The organism is Pseudomonas sp. MCal1, from assembly GCF_026341415.1.
Taxonomy (GTDB): Bacteria; Pseudomonadota; Gammaproteobacteria; order Pseudomonadales; family Pseudomonadaceae; genus Aquipseudomonas.
This window is the reverse complement of record NZ_JAKUMP010000007.1, coordinates 50,390-74,038: the sequence shown is the minus strand read 5'-3', so window position 1 is coordinate 74,038 and position 23,649 is coordinate 50,390. Positions and strand designations below refer to the sequence as shown.

The following is a 23,649-nucleotide window of genomic DNA, read 5'->3' as shown; positions in this document are numbered from 1 at the left end:
ACGCCCGGCGTCTGCGGGTGCAGAGGCCGGGCGTTTCGTTTTAGCGCGGGGCGTCGTTTACTGAGGCTGCTCGATACTGCCGAACTTGCTCATCAAGAAGCCGACAAACTGCTCGACAGTCATCTTCTGGCCGTTGAATTCCACCTGATTGGCGGCGTAATGCAGTTTGGTGACAACGTTGGTGCCGTCCAGGGTTGCCAACTGCGAACCCACGGCCATGCCGGCGAACATGTCGGCGCCAGCGCTGGCCTGGTCAACAATGGCTTTGGCATCGGTCTGACCGTCGATTTGCGCCTGCACGCTGAGCAGATCGACCAGCATCGGCTTGGACACCAGCACATTGACGTCAAGCAGCGCGATCAGCTGTTTGCCCAACTGATCCGGCGGCAAATCCATCGACTGTGGCTTGGCCAGGTCGAGCACCAGACTCGCGCGGCTTTCGCCGTTGGCGGTTTTCAGCGACAGGTCTTCCAGCGCCAGTTGCGGCCCGGCTGCCAGCAGTTTCTGCAGGTCAGCCTTGACCTGGGCGGACTCGGCCTCGGTGAGGTCCAGCTCCGGCGCCGGCAGGCCGGCGGCGGTGGCTTCGGCAGCGGCTTTCTCGTAGGGCTGCAGTTTGGTCTGGTAGATCTGCATCAGCGACATGGCCGACGGAATGTCGAGGTTCTTCAGGCTCATCGCCAGGTTGGCCGAACCGATCTTCTTGTCGTTGAGGGTCACTTCAGCGACCTTATAGTCGGCACGGCCGGAGGCGTTGCTGCCGTTCTCTTCGGTGCGGTTCTTCATCTCGAAGTTCTTCACGCCCAGCACCGACTGTTTGGCACCGAAGGTGGTCTTGCTGCTGGTCAGCTCCAGGGTGTTCTCGCCGGTGTAGTAGCCGTAAGTGCTCTTGGCGAGGTTGCTGGCCAGGGTCAGGCCATTGAGTTCGATCTGCACCGGCGCCTGATCTTCGGCGACCGTGGTCAGGTGCAGGCTGTCCATGTAGCCGTTGGCCTTGACCTTCTGCGCCTGGGCGCTGGCGGAGATGTCCATGTTCAGGCCGGAAAATTTCAGGCTCGACTTGTCATCCAGCGCGGTTTCCAGCGGCAGCAGTTCAAGGTTGCCGGTGGTGGACTGGTCGTAACCGATGTTGACCACACCCTTGAGCGGCGCGGCGCCCTTGGTGGCGGCAAACCATTTTTCGGTGGTCGGGGTCTTCTCCAGTTCGTAGTGACTGGTGGCCATGACCGGCAGCCATTTCAGCGACACCAGCCGCGAGAACGGCAGCGGGCCGTGTTCGATGTGGTCGACGAACAGCAGCTCGACCGGCGCCTCGCCGAACATTTCACCCTCGCCCTTGAGGCGGTAGTGCGCGGTGCTGCTGAAGGTGTTGCGCTCAAGCGATACCAGTTCCAGCGACGCACTGCCGTTGGAACCGGCCATGGCGGTCTGCAACTCGCTGTTGGCGTTGGCGACGGCGTTGTTCAGGACGCCTTCGATTTTGGTGCCGGTGTACCAGGCCCCGCCTACGCTGATGGCGCCGATGGCCACAACAATTCCGAGAAGCACGCCTGCTGATTTATTCATGAATGACCTGATCGATTTCCGTGGCTGAAAGTGTGGTCGTCTTCCCTGAACCCGTGACCGGGCCGTGGCGCGACTCCGCTGAATTTAGCGGTGGAGATTAGCACTGGCAGTGCGACGCGGCCCAACGATTAAAGGTTAAAGAGTGTCGACAAGTCATGGACAAACAAAAAGATCGCCGGGTTCGGCGATCTTTCAGGGGTCAGGAATATTGCACCTCGATCTCATCAAGCTGATGGTCGAAGCTTTTCAGCCGTGCGGTCCAGGTGTACACCAGCACTTCGAAATCCCGGTCGATCACCGCCCCGCCCGGCCCGTCGCTGCGCGGGTCGCAGAAGTCCAGTTGATAACGCTCGCGGGCCATGGCGGTGGCGACGTCCGACAGTTCGCGGGCATTGTTGAGCCAGTGCCAGCCGTCGTCAGCGACTTGCCGGTCGAGGGCCAGGCATTGTTTTTTCAGGGCTTCGAGGCTTTTTTCCAGCGGCGTGCCGGTGAGTTCGCCCATGACTTCGGCGAAGGTGCGCCCCGGTTGCCAGTAACTGCCCCAGAAGTAGCGGTCGAACACGGTTTCGACTTTGCGCAGCGCGACTTTGGTGTCCCAGATCAGCAGCAGCGTCTTGCTTTGCTCAAGCTGGCGTTTCTTGAGGCGCTGGCTCTGCACCAGGGCCGACGCCACGACCACGATCGCCATGACCGCGATCAGCGCCACGGTGCTGTCGAGGAAGACCATTGCCTTGTCGATCTGGTGGGCCAGCATGATGCCGTAGAAATAGGTGGCCGAGAGCAGCACCAGGGCTACCAGGGCGCACCAGAAGCCGAGAGCGTAAGGGTTTTTCATTATTGGTTTCCCCTAGACCTGCGCTAGCGATGTGCACTGAAAAGGCGCCTGGTTCGGGGCGCCCTTTCAATACTTCAAAGCATAGCAACGGCCTCAGGGTTTGCTGGCGCTCGAGGCTTGCGTTCGTCCGCTTTCCCAACCGCCGCCCAGGGCGAGGAACAAATCGATCTGGCTCATGGCAACCTGAGTGTTGGCGGCGGCCAATTGCGCAGTGACGTCGGTGTAGGTGCGAGTGGCTTGCAGGTCGGCGAGGAACGACTCGCGGCCGGCCTGGAAGAAGCGGTGCGTCTGGTCGGCCGCCAGTTTCGCCGACTGCTCGGCATCGGCCAGCGCATCGCGACGCTGCAGCAATGCGGAGTACTGGGACAGGCCGGTCTGGGTTTCGCGGATGGCGTTGAGCACCACGCCGTCGAAATGTGCCAGCGCGCCCTGGGTCGTGGCTTCGGCTTCGCGGATCCGGGCCCGGGCGCCGTTGGTCGGCACCTTCCAGCTCAACGACGGGCCGAAGCCCCAGCGGTTGGTGGAGGGTTTGCCAAGGTTGTCCAGAATGCCGACGGTGCCGATCGTCGCGCCGAAACTGATGTCCGGGTACAACTCGCCGGTGGCGATACCGATCCCGGCCGTTGCGGCTGCCAGACGTCGCTCGGCCTGACGGATGTCCGGCCGGCGCTTGAGCAGCGCCGCGCCATCGCCGACCGGCACCAGTTGAGCGATTTTAGGCAGTTCGGCGCAGGTTGCGGTGCCGGCCGGTAGTTGATCGACAGGTTTGGCCAGCAGCATCGACAGACGGAACAATCCGGCCTGACGCGCCGCCTCATAACGCGGCATGTCGGCGCGCAAGGATTTGAATTGGGTCTGCGAGCGGGTGACCTGGGTCTCGTCACCGCGCCCGGCGTCGCGCAGACGCTGAATCAGGGTGGTGCTCTGGGATTGCAGGTCGAGGGAATGCTGGGCGATTTCCCGTTCTTCGTTCGCCGCGCAGACCTGGGTGTAGGCCCGCACCACGTCGGCGACCAGGGTGATGCGTGCGGTGTCGGCAGCGGCCTGGGTCGCGTCGGCGTTGGCCTTTGCCGCTTCGATCCCGCGTTGCAACGTGCCCCACAGGTCGAACTGGTAGGACGCGCTGATGCCGATATCGCCGATGTTGGCCACCGGCACTTTCTCCGGCAGCAGGAACGCCTCGCCGGATTCCTGCAAGCGTTGCGCGCCCATCTTCACGCCGCCGCTCCAGCCACCGGCCGCCTCGGCTTCATCGACCTGCGCACGGGCCCGCGACAGATTCGCCGCCGCCACCCGCAGATCGGTGTTGGACGCCATGGCCTGCTGCACCAGTTGATCCAGGCGCGGATCCTGATACAGGCGCCACCAGTCCGCCGGCACCGGGGCCGACACCACCGGTTTGCCGGCCACCGCCAGATCGCCCTGGAAATCCTTGCGCTGGATCGCCGCGTCTTCGGGCACGTGATAGTCCGGCCCGACCATCGAGCAGGCCGACAGCATCATGCCCAAACCGGCGATCATCAGAGCCCTGGTCATTTCGCGGGCTCCTGCGGTTGATCGTCGATGATCGACACGGTGGCAGTACGTCCGGCGATCATGCGGAAGTCATCCGGCACGTCGTCGAAAGCAATGCGCACCGGTATCCGTTGCGCCAGTCGCACCCAGCTGAACGCCGGATTGACGTTGGGCAGCAAGTTGCTGCCGCTCGAACGGTCGCGGTCTTCGATACCGGCAACGATGCTTTCGACATGCCCGCGCAAGCGGGCGCGGTCACCGATCACGCGGATATCCACCGACTGGCCGATGTGGATGCCGTCGAGTTTGGTTTCTTCGAAATAGCCGTCGATGTGGAACGAATTGCTGTCGACCACCGACAACACCGGACGCCCGGCGGTGACGAACTCCTGCGAGCGCGGCGCACGGTCGTTGACGTAGCCGTCCACCGGACTGCGGATCACCGAGCGGTCGAGATTGAGCTGAGCGCTGTCCACCGCCACCAGCGCTTCGGCCAGGGCCGATTGCGCGCGGGCCACTTTCGACTGGCTTTCTTCCAGCTGTTCGGCCGGCACCAGATTGCCCAGACCGCGATTACGTTTGGCTTCCCGTTGTGCCTGAGCCAGGGTTTCTTCGCGATCAGCGACCGCTGCCCTGGCCTGACGCAACGCCAGTTTGAAACGGTCCTGGTCGATGCTGAACAGCACCTGGCCGCGTTTCACCAACTGGTTGTCCTTCACTTCGACCTGCTGGATCAGCCCGGACACGTCCGGGGCGATCTGCACGATGTCGGCGCGAATGTGGCCGTCGCGGGTCCAGGGCGCAAACATGTAATACATCACCATGCGCCAGACCACGACGACGGCGAAAGTCACGATCAGCAGCGTCAGGACGACGCGACCGAGGGTCAGAAACGGTTTTTTCATGTCATCAGGTATCGACTGAGTGAATCCACGCCGTACAGCATCACGGCGTAGAGAGCCACGTTGAACAATGCCCGGTGCCAGACCAGACGGTAGAAATGCAGGCGTGTGAGCACGCCGTGTACCAAAACAAACAGCACATAAGTGATACCCATCAACACCAGCAGGGTCGGCAGGAAAATGCCGCTGATGTCCAGATCACCGATCATAGGGGCGCTCCTTCGGGCAGCGGTTCTTCGGGCTCTGCGTTGGAGACGAATTCCACGCCGGGCAACAGCGCCAGGCGCAAACCGCTCAAGGCGTGCAACAGGTTCAGTCGGGTTTCTTCATCACCTTGACCGTTGAGCGCGCGGCGGGTGCGATCCATGGTCATCAATAAGGCACTCGGCGCCGGCAGGCGTTCGCCGGCCTTGAGACAGGCCCGGAAATACTCGCCAACCTCGGCCACCACTTGCTTGAGCAACGCGTTCGGCGCGCCCGTCACTCGCGGCGTATAGGCAAGCAGGTCGAGCAGGTTCAGCCCGACGCGCACTTCGCGCATGGCGATGCCGGTGTCCTGGCCGGTCAGCGCCAGACGCGGCAGGTGCTGCATCAGGCGGTCGAGCAACTGCACGCCCAGTTGCCGGTGTTCGGCGAGGTTGGCCGGCTCGGTCATGCTGACGATGTCTTTCCAGCTGAAACGGGTCAGGCGCTTGGCCGCCAGTTCGGCGCCAAACGGCCGGGCGATCAGCGTCCAGATGAACGCGAACAGCAGCCCCATCGGGCCCGCGAGGTTGGAATTGACGAAGGCAAAGAAGTCCGCATCGTACGCACCGGAAATGCTGATGAACGACGAGGTATTGACCAGCGTCAGCAGCATGCCGAGGTAGAAACGCGGCTGCACCGTCAGGGTACCGACACAGATGAACGGCACCGCGAACGCCAGCACCAGCATCGGAAAGTCATGCAGGTTCGGCAACACCAGAAACAGGTAAAGGCTGGCAAACAGCACCGACATTCCGGTCCAGAAAAAGAACCGGTAAATCTGTGGCGCCGGGTCGTCCATTGAGGCGAAGAAGCTGCACGACACCGCCGCCAGAATCACCGCGCTGCCGCCGTCGGTCCAGCCCAGCAGGATCCACAACACCGAGGCAACGATGATCGCCAGAATGGTCGAGGCCACCGAATAAAGCATCAGCCCACGGTCGAGAAATGGCGTCAGGCGACCAAGGCGCCAGTGACGATAAACTGCGCGCCAACTGTCCTGGCGCTCACACAAGATCGCGTCCTGCAGGCTGCGGCAGTCCTGCCACAGATCGATGAATTCGCCGAGGCGATACAACGCATTGGAAAACAGCAATTGCTTGCGATCCTCCAGGGCTTCGGCACTCGGCTGCAGCGCTTCGAGCTGATTTCGCAGGGCTTGCCAGCGCTCCAGGCTGGCGTCTTTGTGGCCGAGCCATTCGCGGGTCGCGGTGAGCAGCGGCGTGAATTTCTGCACCAGTTCCGGCGTGCGCCGTTCGAGGGCGTACAGCGAATCTTCGAGGGCATCGATCACCGGCAGCAGGTGGATCATCCGCCCGCGCAACTCCTTGGTGTTGCGTACGGTTTGCGGCCGCGCACCTTCGTGCGGCAACTGGCCGATCATCAATTCCAGGCTGTTGAAACTGCCGACCATGGCCATGCGCAGGGCGGCAACTTCTTCGGGCTGCACATCGCGGCTGAGGAATTTGAGGCTGTAGGTTGTGGCGTCGGCGAACCATTTGCCCACGGCATCGTTGAACACCGGTGCCAGGCGCCGTGGCCAGAACATCGCGCCGACCACCGCCGCCACGGCGATGCCGAGAAAGATTTCTTCAGTCCGCGACTCGGCCACGTCCCACACCGCCAGCGGGTTGTCGACCACCGGCAGGGCGATCAGCGGCAAGGTGTAGCCGGCGAGCATCAGCGCGTAGTTGTTGGCGGTGCGCAGGTGCAGGGACAGGAACAACAAAATCCCCGTCCACAAGGCAATGACCACCACCAGCACATACGGGCTCTGGACGAACATCGGCACGAACAGCACTGCTGCCGCCGCACCGAGAAACGTGCCGATTGCGCGATACAGCGCCTTGGAACTGGTCGGGCCGAGGAACGGGCTGGAAACGATGTACACCGTGGCCATCGCCCAATAGGGACGCGGCATCTGCATGAGCAAGGCGATGTACAGCGCGGTCATCGAGGCCGCGAACGTGCGGATCCCGTAGAACCAGTCCCGCGCGGGGGGCATGCCGGAAAAGAACCCGTTCACGGATTGATCACCGTTGGCGGAGTGGCCGCCTCAAAAGCTCTCAGTACCCGAAGCGTAGCTTCCAGATCGCGCTGGTCGATGCCTTCGAGCACTTCATGACGCAGCCGCACCAGTTGCGCCTCCACCGCTTGCACCAGCTCACGGCCGGCGTCGGTCAGGCTCAGGCATTTGGCGCGACGGTCATGGGCATCTTCGGTGCGGCAGACAAAACCGGCGTGACACAACTGATCGAGCAGGCGCACCAGCGACGGCGACTCCATCCCCGCCGCCTGCGCCACCTGCACCTGGCGCACCCCCTCGCCCAAGCGCCCGATCATCAACAACGGGACGGCGCAGGCTTCGGAAATTCCATAATTGACCAGCGTGGTCTGGCAGATCTTCCGCCAATGCCTGGCGGCCACCACCATGGCACTGCTGATGTTCATCTGAAGAGCGTCGAGGTTATTCGGCACGAGGGAATGCACACACTGTTAGTTTGCTAACTATCAATATCGCATTGGCGGGGAAATTCAGTCAAGTTTTGAAACAAATTCATGTCCGAAGGTGAATTCAGAAAATTTATCTCACCCTGACTTTTGCGCTGTTTTTTTTACAACCCACAAGTTTTTTTACATTTCGGTCTTTTCGATCATTTTTTTTACATTCCCCGCCCCTTCCTCAACATCACATCCAACTGATCCACCACCTCCGCCCAATCCGCATCATCGAGAATCTCATCCCGCAGGAAATCCGCCTGGCTCTTTGTCCAGAAGAACGCGTCGCACAGGTGCAGTTCGGGTTTGAGGGGGGAATGGGTGGCGATGAATTGGTCGATGCTGACCGGGTCGTTGTCCAGACCGAGTTGCTTGAACAGGGATGGGAGGCTGTGCGTCGGGTTTTCCATTGTTCTGCTCCTTCGAAGACTCGGGGGATTCAAGAATTTCGCGAGCAAGCTCATGTGCAGCAGGTCGTTGTGGTTGCCGGCTTCCAGGCAGATGTCTTTCTGCCGGGCCAGCAGCGGGTCGATGACGCACCTCGGTGCCCACCGACGCTGCGCGGCGGACGGTAATGAAACGCTGTGGCTGTCCTTGAAAGTCTAGTCCGGCGAACTGCAAACACTGGGAAATCCGCCCACTGGCGAGGCAGGCAAACTGGTTAAAAATCATCCACCCGCAGCGTCAACTAGACTGTAAGTACAAGCCCTGACTCTCGCGGAGGGTCACGTGAACATCCGTTGCTGTGCGCTTGCCCTGTTGCTGCTGAGTGGATCGGTGGTTGCGGCAGATAACCCGTTAACCGCCGCCAGCCCGGTCGGTCTGTGGCTGATCACCCTGGGCATCGCGTTTCTGATCGCCGAAGCCGTGCTGCCCAACTACGGGGTGATCGGTCTGGGTGGCATCGTGATGTTTGTGATCGGTGCATTGATCCTGAGCAACGCCGAACTGCCGGTGCCGATGATGATTGGCCTCGGTCTGGTCAGCGCCCTGCTGCTGATCGCGCTGCTGATCCGCGCTCTGAAAACCCGACCGCGTCATCCGGTCAGCGGCGATGCCGGCCTGCTCGGCAGTGTCACGGCGGTGACGGTGGTGCAACCGCAAGACAGCCGCAATGGCTGGGTGCAATTACAGGGAGAACGCTGGCAGGTGCTGAGCGCCACGCCGCTGCACACCGGGCAACCGGTGCGCGTGGTCGGGCGCAAGGGCCTGTTGCTGCAAGTGGCCGCGACTGACGCGGCACCGCTCGGAGAGTGATCATGGGTCTGCAAATCGGTTTTGTCGCGCTGCTGCTGTTGCTGATCGCCCTGGCCGGCTCGACGTTCCGCATCCTGCGCGAATACGAACGCGGCGTGGTGTTCCAGCTCGGACGCTTCTGGCAGGTCAAGGGGCCGGGGCTGATCCTGCTGATTCCGGTGGTGCAGCAAATGGTCCGGGTCGATCTGCGCACCATCGTCCTCGATGTGCCGCCGCAAGATGTGATCACCCGCGACAACGTGTCGGTGAAGGTCAACGCGGTGCTGTACTTCCGCGTGCTCGATCCGCAGAAAGCGATCATCCAGGTCGAGGATTTCCTCATGGCCACCAGCCAACTGGCCCAGACCACTCTGCGCGCGGTGCTCGGCAAACATGAACTGGATGAACTGCTGGCCGAGCGCGAACGCCTGAACATCGACATCCAGCAAGTGCTCGACGCCCAGACCGACACCTGGGGGATCAAGGTCGCCAACGTCGAGATCAAGCACGTCGACCTCAACGAGTCGATGGTGCGCGCCATCGCCAGGCAGGCCGAAGCCGAGCGGGAACGGCGCGCCAAGGTGATCCACGCCGAAGGCGAATTGCAGGCCTCGGAAAAACTCATGCAGGCCGCCGAAATGCTCGGCCGCCAGCCCGGCGCCATGCAGTTGCGCTACATGCAGACCTTGAGTTCGATTGCCGGCGACAAGAGCTCGACCATCGTCTTTCCGTTGCCGATCGAACTGCTCAAGGGGATGGCGGATCTGTCGGCGAAATCGTGAGCGCGCGCAAGCGTTCCAGCGCGACATAGGGCGCACGGGCGCAATGTTCGACCCGCGCCTGCAACAACGCCGATGCTTCACGGCGCTTGTGTTCGCCATCGACGACAAAGGGTTGTGACGGCTGCTTCGCGTGCTGCGCCGTCGCCGCCAGCGCCTGTTCACACTGCGCGGCACTCAGCCCGAAAAACCTCGCCAGCCGTCCGCTCATCGCCTCGGGCAATTCGCTGTAATTCAGCACCAGCCCGGCAGACTCACGGCAATGCACCCAACCGGCCTCCAGCAAGCGCCCCAGCCGCCGGGCGATGAAATCCTCGCGCCCCTCGAACGGCAAATCATCGTCCAGCACACAATCGCCGAGCGCTCCCGGCACCATGTGCAGGCCGGGACGGCGCAGGTGCGACACGGCGATTTCCAGCGGATCACGATAGACAAACAGCCACGGCGTATCGGGAAAACACTCGCGCAGAAGAGGCCATTCGCCGATGTTCCAGGCGTCGAGTTTGATCACCAGCCGCTGCTCCTGGCCGCGCCGCCGCTGACCGTACGCCGAGAGCAATCCGGCGATGGCCGCGCGGCGTTCTTCGTCCGGCAGATCACTGCGCAGCAAGGCATCAAGGGGCGGCGGCTCCGAGACCACGATGTGATCGTCGAGCCGGGCAAGCATCTGACTGATCAGCGTCGAACCGCACCGCGAGGCGTGCAGGATCAAGGCGCTCGGCGGCAGACCCGGACTGAGCGCTTGCCAGTCCATAAGCGCCGACAAGGGTGTTTGCCGGCGGAACGCCTGATTGAACGGCAGACGCAACGCGTCTTCGACAGCTTCACGAAAGAACGGCTGATGCAGCGGGGTGTCGCCGAACCAGCACCAGTCGACCTGCCATTGCCCGGCGGTTTTCCAGACGCGAATCGGCAACCAGCCGTCGAAATTCACAGGCGCCATTGCTCGTTCCATGACCGACGACCGTTACGCATCGCCGCCAGCAGTTCTTCACGGGAAAAGTGCAGGCCGCGTTCAGCGGCCAACGCCAGCGTCCGGACAGTAAAGGCTTCGGGGTCGTGCACTGCCTGCAACGTCGCGGACAACATCGGATCCGTGACCAGCAACCGTTGAAAACGCTGCAACGCCGTCTCCACGCCATCAGGCAGCGGAGTACTCGGCAACCCGTCAACGATCATCTGCGCAAGCCATGGCGCGGGGCGGCAATCGAGCACCAGATGAACCCGTGCCGTGCAGTCGCGATTGTCGACCCGATGCGGTCGGGCGAGATCGAGAAACCAGCATTCCCCCGCCGTCATCGGCATCCGCTGACCGTCGAGCCAGAAATCCACGGCGGGCGGGCTGAGCAGCGGAATGTGCAGGCGCAAATCGGCGTCCGCACCCTCAAGATCGTAGTCGCGATGCTCATGGATCTGCCCGCCCGGCCCCAGTCGTAAAAGCCGCGCGCTGACGATCTCCAGCGGCAGATCCCGCAGGGCCTGCTGCCAGCGACCATCATTCAGCCAAGGGGTGCGCTGGACGGGTCCGGCGCTGCCGGGGGACAGTTCGGTCAGCGCATCGGCGGCGGAAATCAGCGCCACGCCGCTCCAGTCGCCGGCGAAATAAGCGGTGTTGAAATGGCCGCGCCAGGCAGCGTCGTCAATCGCCGACAGCGCCTGCAACAGCAACGGCAGGTCCACCGTCACCGGCAACCGCGAGAACGCCGGTCGGCTCATACCTTGGGCAACACCGCTGTTTCGCCGAGCCAGGTCAGCAACCGGTCCAGACAGGCGTCGACCGTCAGCGTGCCGGTGTCGAGCACCAGCGAAGCCTGGGCCGGCGCCTCGTAAGGCGCCGACACACCCGTGAACCCGGCCAGCTCGCCGCGTCGGGCCCGGGCGTAATGCCCTTTCGGATCGCGCTGCTCGCACACCGCCAGCGCAGCGCTGCACCACACCTCGCGATAGTCCTCACCCAAACGGCGGGCAAACACTTCGCGCAGTTCCGCCAGCGGGGCGATCATCGCCAGAATCACGATCTGCCCGTTCTCCACCAGCAACGCCGCCAGCTCACTGGCGCGGCGAATGTTTTCCAGGCGATCGGCATCGGTAAAACCCAGGTCGCGGTTGAGCCCGACGCGCAAGCCGTCGCCATCGAGCACCACGCTTTGCAGACCACGACTGAACAACTCGGCGTGTAACGCCTGGGCAAGGGTCGATTTGCCCGCCGCCGGCAAGCCGGTCAGCAGCATCGCCGTGCCGCGATGGCCGTTGCGGGCCTCGCGTTGGGTACGGCTGATGCTGGCGGTCGGCGCCAGCACGTCACTGCGCGGAGGCATGGGCCACCGGCAGCGAAATATCCCCCGAGGCCCACGCCGCTTCGCGGTTGGCCAGCGCCGTGGCGATCGACTGGACTTCGGTCGATTGCACCTGATCCGGCAGCGGATCGAGGCCGGCGCTGGCGAAGATCTGGCCGTAGGCATTGCGCAGATCGGCGTAGGACAGGTCACGACGCAGATCGGCCTGCAAGGTATTGAGCTCGCCCTGAATCAGGTCCAGCTCACCAATGCCGTCGGCCTGACGACGGTTACGCAACTGACCGACGATTTGCCCGTCGATGTCCGACAGTTGCTGGTTGGTCTTGAACTGGCGCAGCGCCTCCTGATAGTTGGCGTTGGCCACGTAGAGCTGCGCCAGCACTGCAATCGACATCGCCTGACGCCGTGCGGTGGCGACTTCTTCACCGGCCTTGGCCACGTCAATGGCCGCCGGGGCGGAGATCACGTTGAACAGGTTCCAGGTGACCTTCACGCCGTAGTCGGCCCAGCCCTGTTCGACCAGGAACGAGTTGCTGTCGTAATGCCCGCCGGCGGAAAACTCCAGGCCCGGCAGCAGTCGCAGCATGGCCTTGCGGGTTTCGGCGGCGCTGATCCGGGTCTGGTAATCCTGCTCGCGCAGTTCCGGACGACTGGTCAGGGCTTCCTGCTCGAGTTTGGTCAGGTCGACCTTGAGTTCCGGGATCTGATAACCGTCATCGGTGGCCAGGGTCAGGTTGGTGCCCAGCGGCAGGTTGATCAGGGTCGCCAGTTCGGTTTTCGCCAGCGACAGCGCGCGGCGTTGTTCTTCCAGTTGTCGGGTCGCCTCGATCAGCGAACGCTGGTAGCCGAGCGACTGCACCGGATCGCCGATGCGTTGCTCGCTCATGCTTTCGCTGTTGCGGCGGGCGGTGTCGACCCGCGCCATCAGGCTGTCGATCTGTTTGAGCAGACGTTCGGCGGCCATCGCCCGCCAATAGGCCGAGCGCACGTCCTGAACGATGGTGTTGATCACCTTGCGTCGGCGTTCCTGAACAATCAGCCGCTGGTCGCCTTGCTGCTTGGCGCTGATGTAACTGACGCCGAAATCGAGGACGTTCCAGACCATGGTCAGGTCGGCGACTTCGCGGTCGCGATCCTGAGAGGTCGACGGTTCCAGGGATTGGGTGCCGGTACGCACGCTCTGGCTGCTGGAGGCGCTGACGTTGTTGCGCCCGACGTAACCGGCGTCCAGCGCCATGCGCGGCAGCATGTCGAAACTGGCGAGGTCGAGCTGCCGCTTGGCCAGCGCTTCCTCCATGATTTTCAAGCGGCCTTCGAGGTTGTACTTCACCGCACGAGCCATGGCCTGGTGCAGGGTCAGCGGACCGCTCAGCGGTTCCTGGCCCTTGTACATGCTTTGCAGGTCGGCCCGGGCCCGTTGTTCACTGACACTGCGTTCGATCGGTTCACTGGTTACTGCACATCCGCTGATCGCCAGCGCCAGCAGGCTGGCGCCGAACAACTTCTGACTTTTCTTCATCCCTGGATCGCCCCTAGGTCCCGCACATATGTGAATTGTTGTGTGTTGTCAGGCCGGCATTTCGCTGATGCCGACCTGTTGCAGCGCCGCTGCCAGGTTGTCGACCCGGTGCTGCTCGCTGTCCTTGATCTGTTGCAGTTGCTGGCCCAGGGTCGGCGCGCCGAACACGCCGCGCAGGCCCTGGGAAATATCGCCGCCCTTGATCGACTGGCTGCCGAAGGCGTTCAGCGAATCGCGCTCGGCGCTGCTGTCCTGATTGAACAGGCTCGACAGCGTGCTGCTGCCGAACACCCCGCCATCGCCGCCGCCGAACCCGAGGAAGCCATGGCCGGAACCGTCACCGCCGTTGTCACTGCTGGTGAAGACCTGGGCAATGAAGCTCGGGCTCAGCGCACCGCGGTTGATGAAAATATCCCCCAGCGGACGGATGCCGTTGCCGATCACCCGTTGCTCGAACAACGGCGCGAAAGTCAGCGGTGAACCGAGGTCGCCGGTGGGCGGCGTGAAAACGATCGGTTGCAGCGGAACGTTCGGCGGTGGCGGCGGCACGACCGGATCGCTGCTGCGGAACTCCGGATCCGGCGTCACCACGATCAGCGCAGAAGTGGGTGTCACAGGAGGCACCGTGTTGATCACGTAATTGCCGGAACTGCTGACGCCACTGCCGCTGTTGCCGGAAAGGTCGCTGACCCCCGCCGTGTTGAGGCTGATCGCGTTATTGGTGCTGTTGACGTTGGCGTTTGGCGTCAGGGTCGCGGTCCAGGTCTTGCCGCCGTCGCTGCTGCTCAGGTTGGACAAGGTGCCGTTGGCCACGCTGAGGTCCGACAGGTCGAAACCGCTCACCGCTTCGTTGAAGGTGATGGTCACTTGCGAGGTCTGGCCGACGCCCAGGTTTGGATTGGCGATCACCACCGTGGCGGTCGGCCGTTCGCTGTCGAGGGCGTAGTTGTTCGATACCGCCACCGTGCTGCCGGCGTTGCCTGCAAGGTCGGTGACATTGCTGGTGTCCAGCGCGATGAAGTTGCTCGGGTCAGTGACATTCGCGGTCGGCGTGAAGGTCGCGGTCCAGGTCTTGCCGCCGTCGCTGCTGCTCAGATTGCTCAGATCCCCGTTGGTCACGCTCAGGTCGGACAGGTCGAAATTGCTCACTGCCTCGCTGAAGGTGAAGGTCACCGTGGTGGTCTGGCCGATGCCCAAATGTGGGTTGGCGACCACAATGCTCACCGTCGGCCGGGTGGCGTCGAGGATGTAGTTGTTGGAGATGGCGATGCTCGCGCCGAGGTTGCCGGCCAGGTCCTGGACGCCGCCGGTGTCGATCAGGATCAGGTTGGTCGGGTCGTTGACGTTGGCTGTCGGCGTGAAGGTCGCGGTCCAGGTCACGCCGCCGTCGCTGCTGGCCAGGTTCGACAACGAACCGTTGGCGACACTGATGTCGCCCAGATCGAACCCGATCACCGCTTCGCTGAAGGTGATGGTAACGGTGGTGGTTTCACCGATACCGAGGCGGTTGTCGGCAACCACAATGGTGGCGGTTGGCAGCGCGGTGTCGATGGCAAAGTTGTTGGAGTCCGTGCTGCCGATACCGCTGTTGCCTGAGACGTTGGTCACGCCGGCATTGTTCAGGCTGATCAGGTTGGTGGCGTCAGTGACATTGGCCGTCGGGGTGAATGTCGCGGTCCAGGTGATACCGCCGTCGCTGCTGCTGACGTTGCTCAATGTGCCGTTGGCGATGGTCAGGTCGCTGTTGTCGAAGCCGCTCACCGCTTCGTTGAAGGTGATGGTCACCAGCGAGGTTTCCCCGGCCTTGAGCGAAGTGTCGGCCACGACGATGGTGGCGGTCGGCACCTGGGTCTGCACCTGATAGTTGGCCGAACTGGTGGTGCCGGTGCCGGTGTTGCCGGCCAGGTCGGCGATGCCGGTATTGTTCAGGACAATCAGGTTGGTGAGATCGGTGACTCCGATGTTCGGCGTGAAGGTGGCCGTCCAGGTGATACCGCCGTCGCTTGACGAAACATTGCTCAGGGTGCCGTTGGCGACACTCAGATCGGCGTTGTCGAAACCGGTCACGGCCTCGCTGAAGGTGATGGTCACCAGCGCTGTTTCACCGGGGCGCAAATCGCTGTCGCTCATCACAATCGTGGCTGTCGGGCGCTGACTGTCGACCGCGTAGTTGTTGGAGTCGGTCGTGCCGCTGCCGGCGTTGCCCGCCAGGTCGGTGATGCCGGTGTTGTCCAGGGTGATCAGGTTGGTGGTGTCGGTGATCCCCGCCGCTGGCGTGAAGGTCGCCGTCCAGGTGATACCGCCGTCACTGCTGCTGACTGCACTCAATGTACCGTTGGCGATGGTCAGGTCCGCGTTGGTGAAACCGGTCACCGCTTCGCTGAAGGTGATGGTCACCAGCGAGGTCTGGCCGACGCCAAGTGCGGTATCGGCAACCACGATGGTTGCGGTCGGGCGCTGGGTATCGATGGCGTAGTTGTTGGAATTCGTGGTGCCGACACCGGCGTTGCCGGACAGGTTCTGGACACCGCTGTTGTCCAGGGTGATCACATTGGTGGCGTCGGTGATGTTGCTGGTCGGCGTGAAGGTCGCGGTCCAGGTAATGCCGCCGTCGCTGCTGCTGACCGCACTCAACGTGCCGTTGGCGATCGTCAGGTCGGCGTTGGTGAAACCGGTCACCGCTTCGCTGAAGGTGATGGTCACCAGCGACGTTTCGCCGATCTTCAGACTGGAGTCGGACACGATGATGGTCGCGGTCGGCACCAGGGTATCGATGGTGTAGTTGTTGGAATTGGTCGTGCCACTGCCGGCATTGCCGGCCAGATCGGCGATGCCGGTATTGGCCAGCGTGATCACGTTGGTCGCGTCGTTGACGCCCAGGTTCGGCGTGAAGGTCGCCGTCCAGGTGATGCCGCCGTCGCTGCTGCTCACCGCCGTCAGCGTGCCGTTGGCAATCGTCAGGTCGGCGTTGGTGAAACCGCTGACCGCTTCGCTGAAGGTGATGGTCACCAGCGAGGTTTCGCCGGCAGTGAGGTTACTGTCGGCGACCACGATGGTCGCGGTTGGCCGCACCGTATCAATCGCATAATTGTTGGAATCGGTGGTGCCGCTGCCGGCGTTGCCCGCCAGGTCGGCAACGCCGGTGTTGTCCAGGGTGATCAGGTTGGTGGTGTCGTTGATACTGGCGCTCGGCGTGAACGTGGCCGTCCAGGTGATGCCGCCGTCGCTGCTGCTGACCGCACTCAACGTGCCGTTGGCGACAGTCAGGTCGGCGTTGGTGAAACCGCTGACCGCTTCGCTGAAGGTGATGGTCACCAGCGAGGTTTCACCGATCCGCAGGTTGTTGTCGGCCACCACGATGGTCGCGGTCGGGCGCACGGTATCGATGGCGTAGTTGTTGGAGTCGGTGGTCCCGCTGCCGGTGTTGCCGTTCAGGTCTGCAATGCCGGTATTGTTCAGCGTGATCAGGTTGGTTGCGTCGGTGATGCTGGCGGTCGGCGTGAACGTCGCCGTCCAGGTGATGCCGCCATCGCTGCTGCTGACCGCCGTCAATGTGCCGTTGGCAATGGTCAGGTCGGCGTTGGTGAAACCGGTCACCGCTTCGCTGAAAGTGATGGTCACCAGCGAGGTTTCGCCGATCCGCAGGCTGCTGTCGGCCACCACGATGGTTGCGGTCGGGCGCGCAGTGTCGATGGCGTAGTTGTTGGAGTTGGTAGTGCCGCTGCCGGCGTTGCCGGCCAGATCGACGACCCCGGTGTTGTCCAGGGTGATCAGGTTGGTGGTGTCGGTGATGTTGGTGGTCGGCGTGAGCGTGGCGGTCCAGGTGATGCCGCCATCGCTGCTGCTCAGGCCGGTCAGCGTACCGTTGGCCACCGTCAGGTCGGCGGTGGTGAAACCGCTGACCGCTTCACTGAAGGTGATGGTCACCTGCGAGGTTTCGCCCGCCGCCAGATTGCTGTCGGCGACGACAATGGTCGCGGTCGGGCGCGCCGTATCGATCACGTAGTTGGTCGAGTCGGTGGTGCCGCTGCCGGCGTTGCCGGCCAGATCGGCAATACCGGTGTTATCCAGAGTGATGACGTTGGTGGTGTCGGTGATACTGGCGCTCGGCGTGAACGTCGCCGTCCAGGTGATGCCGCCGTCGCTGCTGCTCACGGCGCTCAGCGTACCGTTGGCGATGGTCAGGTCGGCGTTGGTGAAACCGGTCACCGCTTCGCTGAAGGTAAAAGTCACCGTCGAGGTATCGCCGATCTTCAACGCCGTATCGGACATCGCGATGGTCACGGTCGGCCGTACGGTATCGATCGCATAGTTGGTGGAGTTGGTTGTGCCGACGCCCGCCACGCCGTCGCTGATTGCGGTCACTCCGGTGTTGTCGAGGGTGATCAGGTTGGTGGCATCGGTGATGTTGTTGGTCGGGGTGAAGGTCGCCGTCCAGGTAATGCCGCCGTCGCTGCTGCTGACCGCACTCAACGTGCCGTTGGCGATCGTCAGGTCGGCGTTGGTGAAACCGGTGACCGCCCGACTGAAAGTGATGGTCACCAGCGAGGTTTCGCCGATTTTCAGCGCTGTGTCCGACATGACGATGGTCGCAGTCGGCGGTTCCACATAAGCGGTGTTGAGGGTGCCGCCATTGTTGTAGATCGCCGCAAAAGCCAACGGCACCGAGCCCGTGACGCCGCCCCCCAGCTCCAGGCCACCGGAGCCGCTGCCCGCCGCGTTGCCGCTGATGGCACTGAAGTTGGAGGCGGTAATCAGTACCGTGCCGCCCTGGTTCCAGATCGCACCGACCCCGCGTCCGCCGTCGCCGCCGTTCTGGTTGTTGCTGCCCTGGCCACTGCCACCACCGCCACCGCCGCCCGCACCGATGTTATTGCTGATGACCGACGTGCCGACGATTTTCAGGGTCCCGGTAGAAGCGTTGTAAATGCCGCCGGCGGCGTTACCGCCCGCGCCGCCGACCTTGTCCCAGCCCGAGCCGCCACCGCCGCCACCGATGGATATCGTGCCGTTGCTGGCCGTGCCGCCGTTGCCGCCGTTGCTGTAATACGACACGCCGACACCGCCGGCACCACCGGTGGTGGAACCACCGCGCCCGCCCATGTGCGTTGCGTCATAGCCGCCGCCGTAGCCACCGACGCCACCGCTGCCGGCCTGGCCGCCCAGCGTACCGATGCCCGGACCGGCCGTACCGCCATGGCCGCCACCCTGGCCGCCAAGACCACCGCCACCGCCGCCACCGCCGCCGTAGTTGGCGCCGGTGACACCCCCGCCACCGCCACCACCCGCAGCTGCGTTACCGGTAACCGAAACATTGTTCAGCGTGAGAATGCCGGCGTTGAAGATCCCGCCGCCCATGGCGCCGGTGGCGCTATTGCCACCATTACCGCCGTTGCCGGACACCAGGCCCCGAGTGATGACCAGCCCATCCAGCGTCACCGTGCTGCCGGAGGTGATTTCCACTACCCGCGTCCGGTATTGGCCATCGAGCGTGATGTCGGCAACCCCGTCGTTGTTCAGGTCGCCATCGACGGTGATGTTCTTGTTGATCAGCAATTCGGACGTGAGCTGCACCGTCATGCCGGAGCTGAAGGTCACGATGTCGCCGTTCTGCGCCGACGCAATAGCCGCGCGCAGCGAGCCGACCCCGGTGTTGCCATTGTTGGTGGCGGTCCAGGTGGCGAGGCCCCACTGGTATTCGCTCATCGCTTTGGTCGACAGCACGTTGGCACTTTCGATAGAGCCGGTGGCGATCTCCAGGTCCCAGTCGCCGCCCACGCCGGTGCGGTTGCTGGAGGCGGCCACGTCGCGCCCGGTCAGTTGCGCCAGCGAGTCGACGAAACTCAGCCCACGGTCACCCTCGGCGGTGTAGCAGCCGTAGATCAGGATATCGCCGCCCACGTTCATGTCCTTGCCGATCTCCCCCAGGATCGCGCTGCGCTGGGCGACGTTGTCGGCCGACAGATAACTGTTGCCCAGCCACAGGTCGCCGGCATTGCCGTGGGCAATGATCTGCACCGAGCTCACGCCATGATGCTGATCGAGATAATCGGCGATCTGCTGCAAGCCATCCTTGCCCGCATCGAGCTTGACCACTTGCGTGCCGGGCGCCACGCCCTTGAGCAGGCTGTCGGCATCCTTGACCCGGGAATCGACGAACACCACGCTCTGCCCCGGCACAGCGACCGGGCTGGCAGCAGGCGTGGCATCGGCCTGGCCGTGGGTGTCCTTGCTGGCGCTCGGGTGGTCGGCGGCCGGTGCTTTCGCGGCATCGGCGGTGGCATGGCTGTCAGCCTGGGCGGCGGTGTCGGCCACGGTGGCCGCAACGGCGCCGTCGAACAGCATGCGCGGTTCCAGCGACATGATCATGGGCGCCGCCAGCGTCCGTTGGCCTTCGGTAACCCGCGACTTTTGCTTGCTCCACCACATGTTGCTCACCCGGACTCGAACACAGTTGTTGATGCATCAATGAAAAACGCCGCGATCAGCTGATCGCGGCGTCGGACTTCATACGAATCACATTGGCAGCGCTGGCCGAGCCATCGAGCCAAAAGGACAGATCGGCGTATTGCTTGAACAGGTCCGGCGGCAGAATCGTGCGCCGCGACTGCAAGGCGACCTTGGGTTTGACCTTGTGCAGGCCGGCCACGCCCAGGGCCTGGTCGAACTCCGGCGCGTCATAGGCCAGATGCTCGAAATCGTGCTCGAACCAGGGTTCGCCGATGAAGTCGTAGACCAACCGCAGTACGCGCTCCGGGGCCTGGGTCAGCAGGTCGTAATCGACGATCAGCAGCGAATCGGCGTGCTCGCCGTAATAGGCTTCCTTGAGCGCTGCCCAGGCAAAACCCACCAGACGGTTGCGCTGAGCCAGGGTTTCGCAGCGGCTGTAGACGGTGTTGCGCTCGACCGCATCGCCGAACAGCTTGGTGTTTTCGAAAGGATTGGCGCGGTACAGCCGCTCCAGGCTGTCCATCACCCAGGCGACGTTGCGCACACAGGCGATGACCTTGGCTTTGGGAAACAGATCATTGATCGCCGGCAGGCGCGAGCTCCACTGGCGGTTGGTGTCGAAGACCACCGGTTTGTCGGCCTTGTCGGCGTAATAGGAATCGAACAGGCCGCGCAACAGGCGGCGGCGCATGTCGGTGTCGATCACCGCGCCGAATTCGCTGCCGGCGCTGCATTGTTCAAGGACACCGGAAAACAGTGCGCCGACCGGGCTGGTCATGCCGGCATGGAAGCGCGGATTCTGCAGAAGGATCGCAGAAAGGAGGGTCGAACCTGAGCGCGGCAAGCCGGAGATAAAGTGGAACTGCTGCAATCCCTTCACCTTATTTGTAAGTCCTTTTGTCTGACGAGCGTAATCCAACAATACCCTTTCGACTACTAGTGTTTTGATATCAAAACAGAGCAAAACAGACTTAAAAATTCATTTTTTATCGCGAATAAAATGGTGAAGCGTTTAAGTCAGTTTTCTTCCGGTCCATTGGGCAGAGGTAACGAAAAAAGTCGCGCTTTCGCGCCACCCGCCTGGACCTGATCCCGCAACTGCCAGGTCGCAGGCAAGGGCAGGAATGGATCCGGCATCTCCGCATCCAGGTCACCGATCAACCAGACCCGGGCACTGCCCTGTGGCAATTCGCTCAGTCGATCCAGGTAAACGCCATCGGATACCAGCGTGCCGAAACCGTAGTGGTTCGGACGCGTGGAGCAGCCCTCGGCGGTGGGCGGCGTAAACAGCCGGACTTGAGCGTCAGTGCGGTTGTAATAGACGTAACTGAGGTACCAGAGCATGTCGCTGATGACGATCCGGTCGCCGCTGGCGAAGTGGCGATTGACGTAATCGACCATGACGTCGAACTGGTCGTTGCGGTCGACCGTGGCGTTGGCGTTCACCCCGATCATCTCGACCCCGACCAGCGACAGCAGCACCGCGACCGCCAGCACGCGCACGCTGGTGTAGAGGCGGTCGATGGCCAGCGCTGCCAGCATCGGCAGCCCCAGCGCGTAGGCGGTCAGATAACGCTCGACGAACACCGGCGTGACGAAAGACACGGCGAACACCAGCAACAACGGCACGCCGGTGTAGAGCGCCAGCAGGACGCTGCCATGGCTCACGCTGCGATCCCGGGCGACGGCGACAGCCGCCAGCACCAGCAAGGCCAGCGGCATACCGCCGAACAGCAACAACGGAAGCTGCTCGCCCTCATCCTGGATCAGCCAGAGCCAGATCATCGACGGCAGCGAAGACAGGGTCACCGGATCTTCCCAGCCCACATCGCCGCCAGCCTTGAGGGCGTCCATGTGTTGCAGCAGTTCAAGCAGGTTCGGCAGCCACGGCAGGTAGAGCACGACGATGGCCAGATTGGCCAGCCACCAGTCCTTGCGCTGGAGATGCTTCAGGCGAAAACCCGGCAACAGCCGGATCAGCCCCAGATACAGCCAATGGCTCAGCGCCGCGAGCACGGCGAAATAATGGGTGTACAACGCAGCGGTCATCAACAGCGCGTAGATCAGCAGATAGCGGTGACGCTGCGGGCGCCGGATCCATTTGACCAGCACCAGCGTCGCGCCGACCAGCAGCAAGCCAAGCAACGCGTACATGCGCACTTCCTGGCTGTAGCGCACCGCCGTCGGCAGCAGCGCCAGCAATACCCCGGCGATGATCGCGGCGCGGCGGGTAGCCAGCCGGTCGACCAGACTCACACCGAGCCCGACCGTGGCGATGCCGGCCAGTGCACTGAAACTGCGAATGGCCAGAATGCCGTCGCCGAACATCCCGATCCAGCCGTGCAACAGCATGAAGTACAGCGGCGGATGCACGTCGAACGCGGCGTGCGTCCAGATCCCGTCCAGCGAATAGCGCGCCAGCAGCAGGCTCGAACCTTCATCGCCCCAGATCGCGGCAGCCGTCAGGTCATAAAAACGCACCACGGTTGCCAGCAGCAGGATCGGTATCAACCAGTGCTGGCGCGCCCAGCGCAACAGTCGTCGGACACCGGCATTTGGTGCGGCGAACGGATCCTGGGTATCCCCCAGCGGCGTCTCGCGAAGGAACTCCATCAACCTCCCCTCAGCGTTTTTGCGAACACAATTGCGTCATCAACTGCGAACACTTTAGGCCAGCGCCGAAGTCGATGCGCGGATACGACGACGTCCGGCAAGTCCGTCGATCCGGGTCTACGCTAGGGCTTGGCGTGACCTGCCCGCGCAAAAGGAAGGAGTCAGCAAAACGTTTCTACCGGCCCGACAACAAGGGCGAACGCGCGGCGCGCCGACCACACAACAGAAGGATGAGGAACCATGGAAGTCTTTATGGGTACGATTCAACCGTTCGCCTTCAACTTTGCCCCCAGTGGCTGGGCCTTGTGCAACGGGCAAATCCTGAGCATCTCGCAATACCAGGCGCTGTTCGCCTTGCTGGGCACTTACTACGGCGGCAATGGCACGACCAACTTTCAACTGCCCAACCTGCAAGGTCGCGTGCCTGTCGCACAAGGCAATGGCCTGGGTCTGACACCGCGCGTCATCGGTCAGGTGTACGGCACCGAAAACGTCACTGCCACCATCGCCAACATGCCCAACCACACTCATGCCATGACCGGCCTCACCGCCAACACGGCCTTGTCGCTGGCCGTACCTGCCAGCAATCCGGCGACCGTGCCGACCGCCACCAACTCGTACCTCGGCGCGTCCGGCGGCGGTCCGGGCTCGGCGAACATTTACTCTGACGCCCAAGGCGCCACGCCGGTGCCACTCAAGGGTGTGACCACCACCGTCACCGGTGACATTTCCTCCACCGGCGGCAGTCAGCCACTGCCGATCCTGAACCCGGCCCTGGTCCTCAACTTCAGCGTTGCCCTCAACGGCCTGTTCCCGTCGCGCAACTGAGCAAACGCCGGGGGCTTCACAGCCCCCGGCCGTTCTTTTTTTCACTGGAGTCAGACCATGCTGCAAACGGTTCAGATTCAACACGTCCAGCCGTTGCTCGGACAGCAACGCACGCTGCACCTGCCCGATGGCACGGCATTGCCGATTCAGATCGAGCACCTTGATGAGGTTCCGGCGGCAAAAACCCGCTACAGCGAACGGATGCCCTTCTGCCTCGAATTCAACAGCCTGGTGCCGACCGAATTCGTCGACGGTTTATGCACGCTGGAACTGCCGGAGCTCGGCCGGGTGGAGGATATTTTCGTGTCGCGGGTGCCGGCGATGGGGCGGGATCCGCAGTTGGGTTATTTCTGCATTTCCTTCAACTGAA

Annotated in this window: 19 protein-coding genes; 4 read left to right on the top strand and 15 right to left on the bottom strand. The window is 62.9% G+C overall.

Features of this window, described 5'->3' with window-relative positions; all coding sequences use genetic code 11:
- Nucleotides 1–57: 57 nt before the first annotated feature.
- The 8 genes from MKZ87_RS13145 to MKZ87_RS13110 all read right to left on the bottom strand — a co-directional run bounded on the left by MKZ87_RS13145 (nucleotide 58) and on the right by MKZ87_RS13110 (nucleotide 7,967).
- Nucleotides 58–1,563 carry a YdgA family protein gene (locus MKZ87_RS13145; RefSeq protein ID WP_085702794.1) on the bottom strand — a complete coding sequence of 502 codons (1,506 nt, stop codon included), beginning with the start codon at nucleotides 1,561–1,563 and terminating at the stop codon, nucleotides 58–60.
- Nucleotides 1,564–1,762: 199 nt separating this feature from the next.
- Nucleotides 1,763–2,398: a hypothetical protein gene (locus MKZ87_RS13140; RefSeq protein ID WP_007957651.1), complete on the bottom strand. Its 636-nt coding sequence runs from the start codon at nucleotides 2,396–2,398 to the stop codon at nucleotides 1,763–1,765.
- A 93-nt stretch (nucleotides 2,399–2,491) separates the two neighbouring features.
- Nucleotides 2,492–3,934 carry an efflux transporter outer membrane subunit gene (locus MKZ87_RS13135; protein WP_085702795.1) on the bottom strand — a complete coding sequence of 481 codons (1,443 nt, stop codon included), beginning with the start codon at nucleotides 3,932–3,934 and terminating at the stop codon, nucleotides 2,492–2,494.
- Complete coding sequence (locus MKZ87_RS13130) at nucleotides 3,931–4,818, bottom strand: HlyD family secretion protein (RefSeq protein WP_085702796.1); 888 nt, start codon at nucleotides 4,816–4,818, stop codon at nucleotides 3,931–3,933. The genes MKZ87_RS13135 and MKZ87_RS13130 overlap by 4 nt, the downstream gene beginning before the upstream one ends.
- Nucleotides 4,815–5,024 carry a DUF1656 domain-containing protein gene (locus tag MKZ87_RS13125; protein ID WP_007957657.1) on the bottom strand — a complete coding sequence of 70 codons (210 nt, stop codon included), beginning with the start codon at nucleotides 5,022–5,024 and terminating at the stop codon, nucleotides 4,815–4,817. Before MKZ87_RS13125 ends, MKZ87_RS13130 begins: the two co-directional genes overlap by 4 nt.
- Complete coding sequence (locus MKZ87_RS13120; RefSeq protein ID WP_266201061.1) at nucleotides 5,021–7,084, bottom strand: FUSC family protein; 2,064 nt, start codon at nucleotides 7,082–7,084, stop codon at nucleotides 5,021–5,023. Before MKZ87_RS13120 ends, MKZ87_RS13125 begins: the two co-directional genes overlap by 4 nt.
- Complete coding sequence (locus tag MKZ87_RS13115; protein ID WP_085697945.1) at nucleotides 7,081–7,509, bottom strand: MarR family winged helix-turn-helix transcriptional regulator; 429 nt, start codon at nucleotides 7,507–7,509, stop codon at nucleotides 7,081–7,083. The genes MKZ87_RS13120 and MKZ87_RS13115 overlap by 4 nt, the downstream gene beginning before the upstream one ends.
- Before the next feature lie 212 nt (nucleotides 7,510–7,721).
- On the bottom strand, nucleotides 7,722–7,967 hold the full coding sequence (locus MKZ87_RS13110) for a DUF2789 domain-containing protein (RefSeq protein WP_085697944.1): 246 nt from the start codon (nucleotides 7,965–7,967) through the stop codon (nucleotides 7,722–7,724).
- A gap of 319 nt (nucleotides 7,968–8,286) precedes the next feature.
- On the opposite strand from MKZ87_RS13110, the gene MKZ87_RS13105 reads away from it, so the two are divergent.
- Nucleotides 8,287–8,814 (top strand): NfeD family protein, encoded by a 528-nt coding sequence (locus MKZ87_RS13105; RefSeq protein ID WP_085702798.1) that lies wholly within the window; start codon nucleotides 8,287–8,289, stop codon nucleotides 8,812–8,814.
- Between the two features lie 2 nt (nucleotides 8,815–8,816).
- The gene (locus tag MKZ87_RS13100; RefSeq protein WP_085684328.1) at nucleotides 8,817–9,575 is read left to right on the top strand and encodes a slipin family protein; all 759 of its coding nucleotides are present in this window, start codon (nucleotides 8,817–8,819) and stop codon (nucleotides 9,573–9,575) included.
- Here MKZ87_RS13100 and MKZ87_RS13095 read toward each other — a convergent pair.
- The 7 genes from MKZ87_RS13095 to MKZ87_RS13065 all read right to left on the bottom strand — a co-directional run bounded on the left by MKZ87_RS13095 (nucleotide 9,541) and on the right by MKZ87_RS13065 (nucleotide 22,451).
- The gene (locus tag MKZ87_RS13095; RefSeq protein WP_085702799.1) at nucleotides 9,541–10,515 is read right to left on the bottom strand and encodes a sulfotransferase family protein; all 975 of its coding nucleotides are present in this window, start codon (nucleotides 10,513–10,515) and stop codon (nucleotides 9,541–9,543) included. The two genes, MKZ87_RS13100 and MKZ87_RS13095, sit on opposite strands and share 35 nt — an antisense overlap.
- Nucleotides 10,503–11,288, bottom strand: coding sequence for an aspartyl/asparaginyl beta-hydroxylase domain-containing protein (locus MKZ87_RS13090; RefSeq protein WP_085702800.1), 786 nt, complete (start codon nucleotides 11,286–11,288; stop codon nucleotides 10,503–10,505). Before MKZ87_RS13090 ends, MKZ87_RS13095 begins: the two co-directional genes overlap by 13 nt.
- Nucleotides 11,285–11,890 carry an adenylyl-sulfate kinase gene (gene cysC / locus MKZ87_RS13085; protein WP_085697939.1) on the bottom strand — a complete coding sequence of 202 codons (606 nt, stop codon included), beginning with the start codon at nucleotides 11,888–11,890 and terminating at the stop codon, nucleotides 11,285–11,287. The genes MKZ87_RS13090 and cysC overlap by 4 nt, the downstream gene beginning before the upstream one ends.
- The gene (locus tag MKZ87_RS13080) at nucleotides 11,874–13,388 is read right to left on the bottom strand and encodes a TolC family protein (protein WP_085697938.1); all 1,515 of its coding nucleotides are present in this window, start codon (nucleotides 13,386–13,388) and stop codon (nucleotides 11,874–11,876) included. The genes cysC and MKZ87_RS13080 overlap by 17 nt, the downstream gene beginning before the upstream one ends.
- A 48-nt stretch (nucleotides 13,389–13,436) precedes the next feature.
- Nucleotides 13,437–19,817, bottom strand: coding sequence for an Ig-like domain-containing protein (locus MKZ87_RS13075; RefSeq protein WP_085702801.1), 6,381 nt, complete (start codon nucleotides 19,815–19,817; stop codon nucleotides 13,437–13,439).
- Between the two features lie 55 nt (nucleotides 19,818–19,872).
- On the bottom strand, nucleotides 19,873–20,718 hold the full coding sequence (locus MKZ87_RS13070; RefSeq protein WP_085702802.1) for a sulfotransferase family protein: 846 nt from the start codon (nucleotides 20,716–20,718) through the stop codon (nucleotides 19,873–19,875).
- Between the two features lie 137 nt (nucleotides 20,719–20,855).
- Nucleotides 20,856–22,451 (bottom strand): glycosyltransferase family 39 protein, encoded by a 1,596-nt coding sequence (locus tag MKZ87_RS13065; RefSeq protein ID WP_266201059.1) that lies wholly within the window; start codon nucleotides 22,449–22,451, stop codon nucleotides 20,856–20,858.
- Nucleotides 22,452–22,691: 240 nt separating this feature from the next.
- Between MKZ87_RS13065 and MKZ87_RS13060 the strand changes: the two genes are divergently transcribed.
- A complete protein-coding gene (locus MKZ87_RS13060) occupies nucleotides 22,692–23,279 on the top strand; it encodes a phage tail protein (RefSeq protein WP_085702804.1) in 588 nt (195 codons plus the stop codon).
- A gap of 57 nt (nucleotides 23,280–23,336) precedes the next feature.
- Complete coding sequence (locus MKZ87_RS13055) at nucleotides 23,337–23,648, top strand: DUF6916 family protein (RefSeq protein WP_085702805.1); 312 nt, start codon at nucleotides 23,337–23,339, stop codon at nucleotides 23,646–23,648.
- The last annotated feature ends 1 nt before the right edge of the window (nucleotide 23,649 follow it).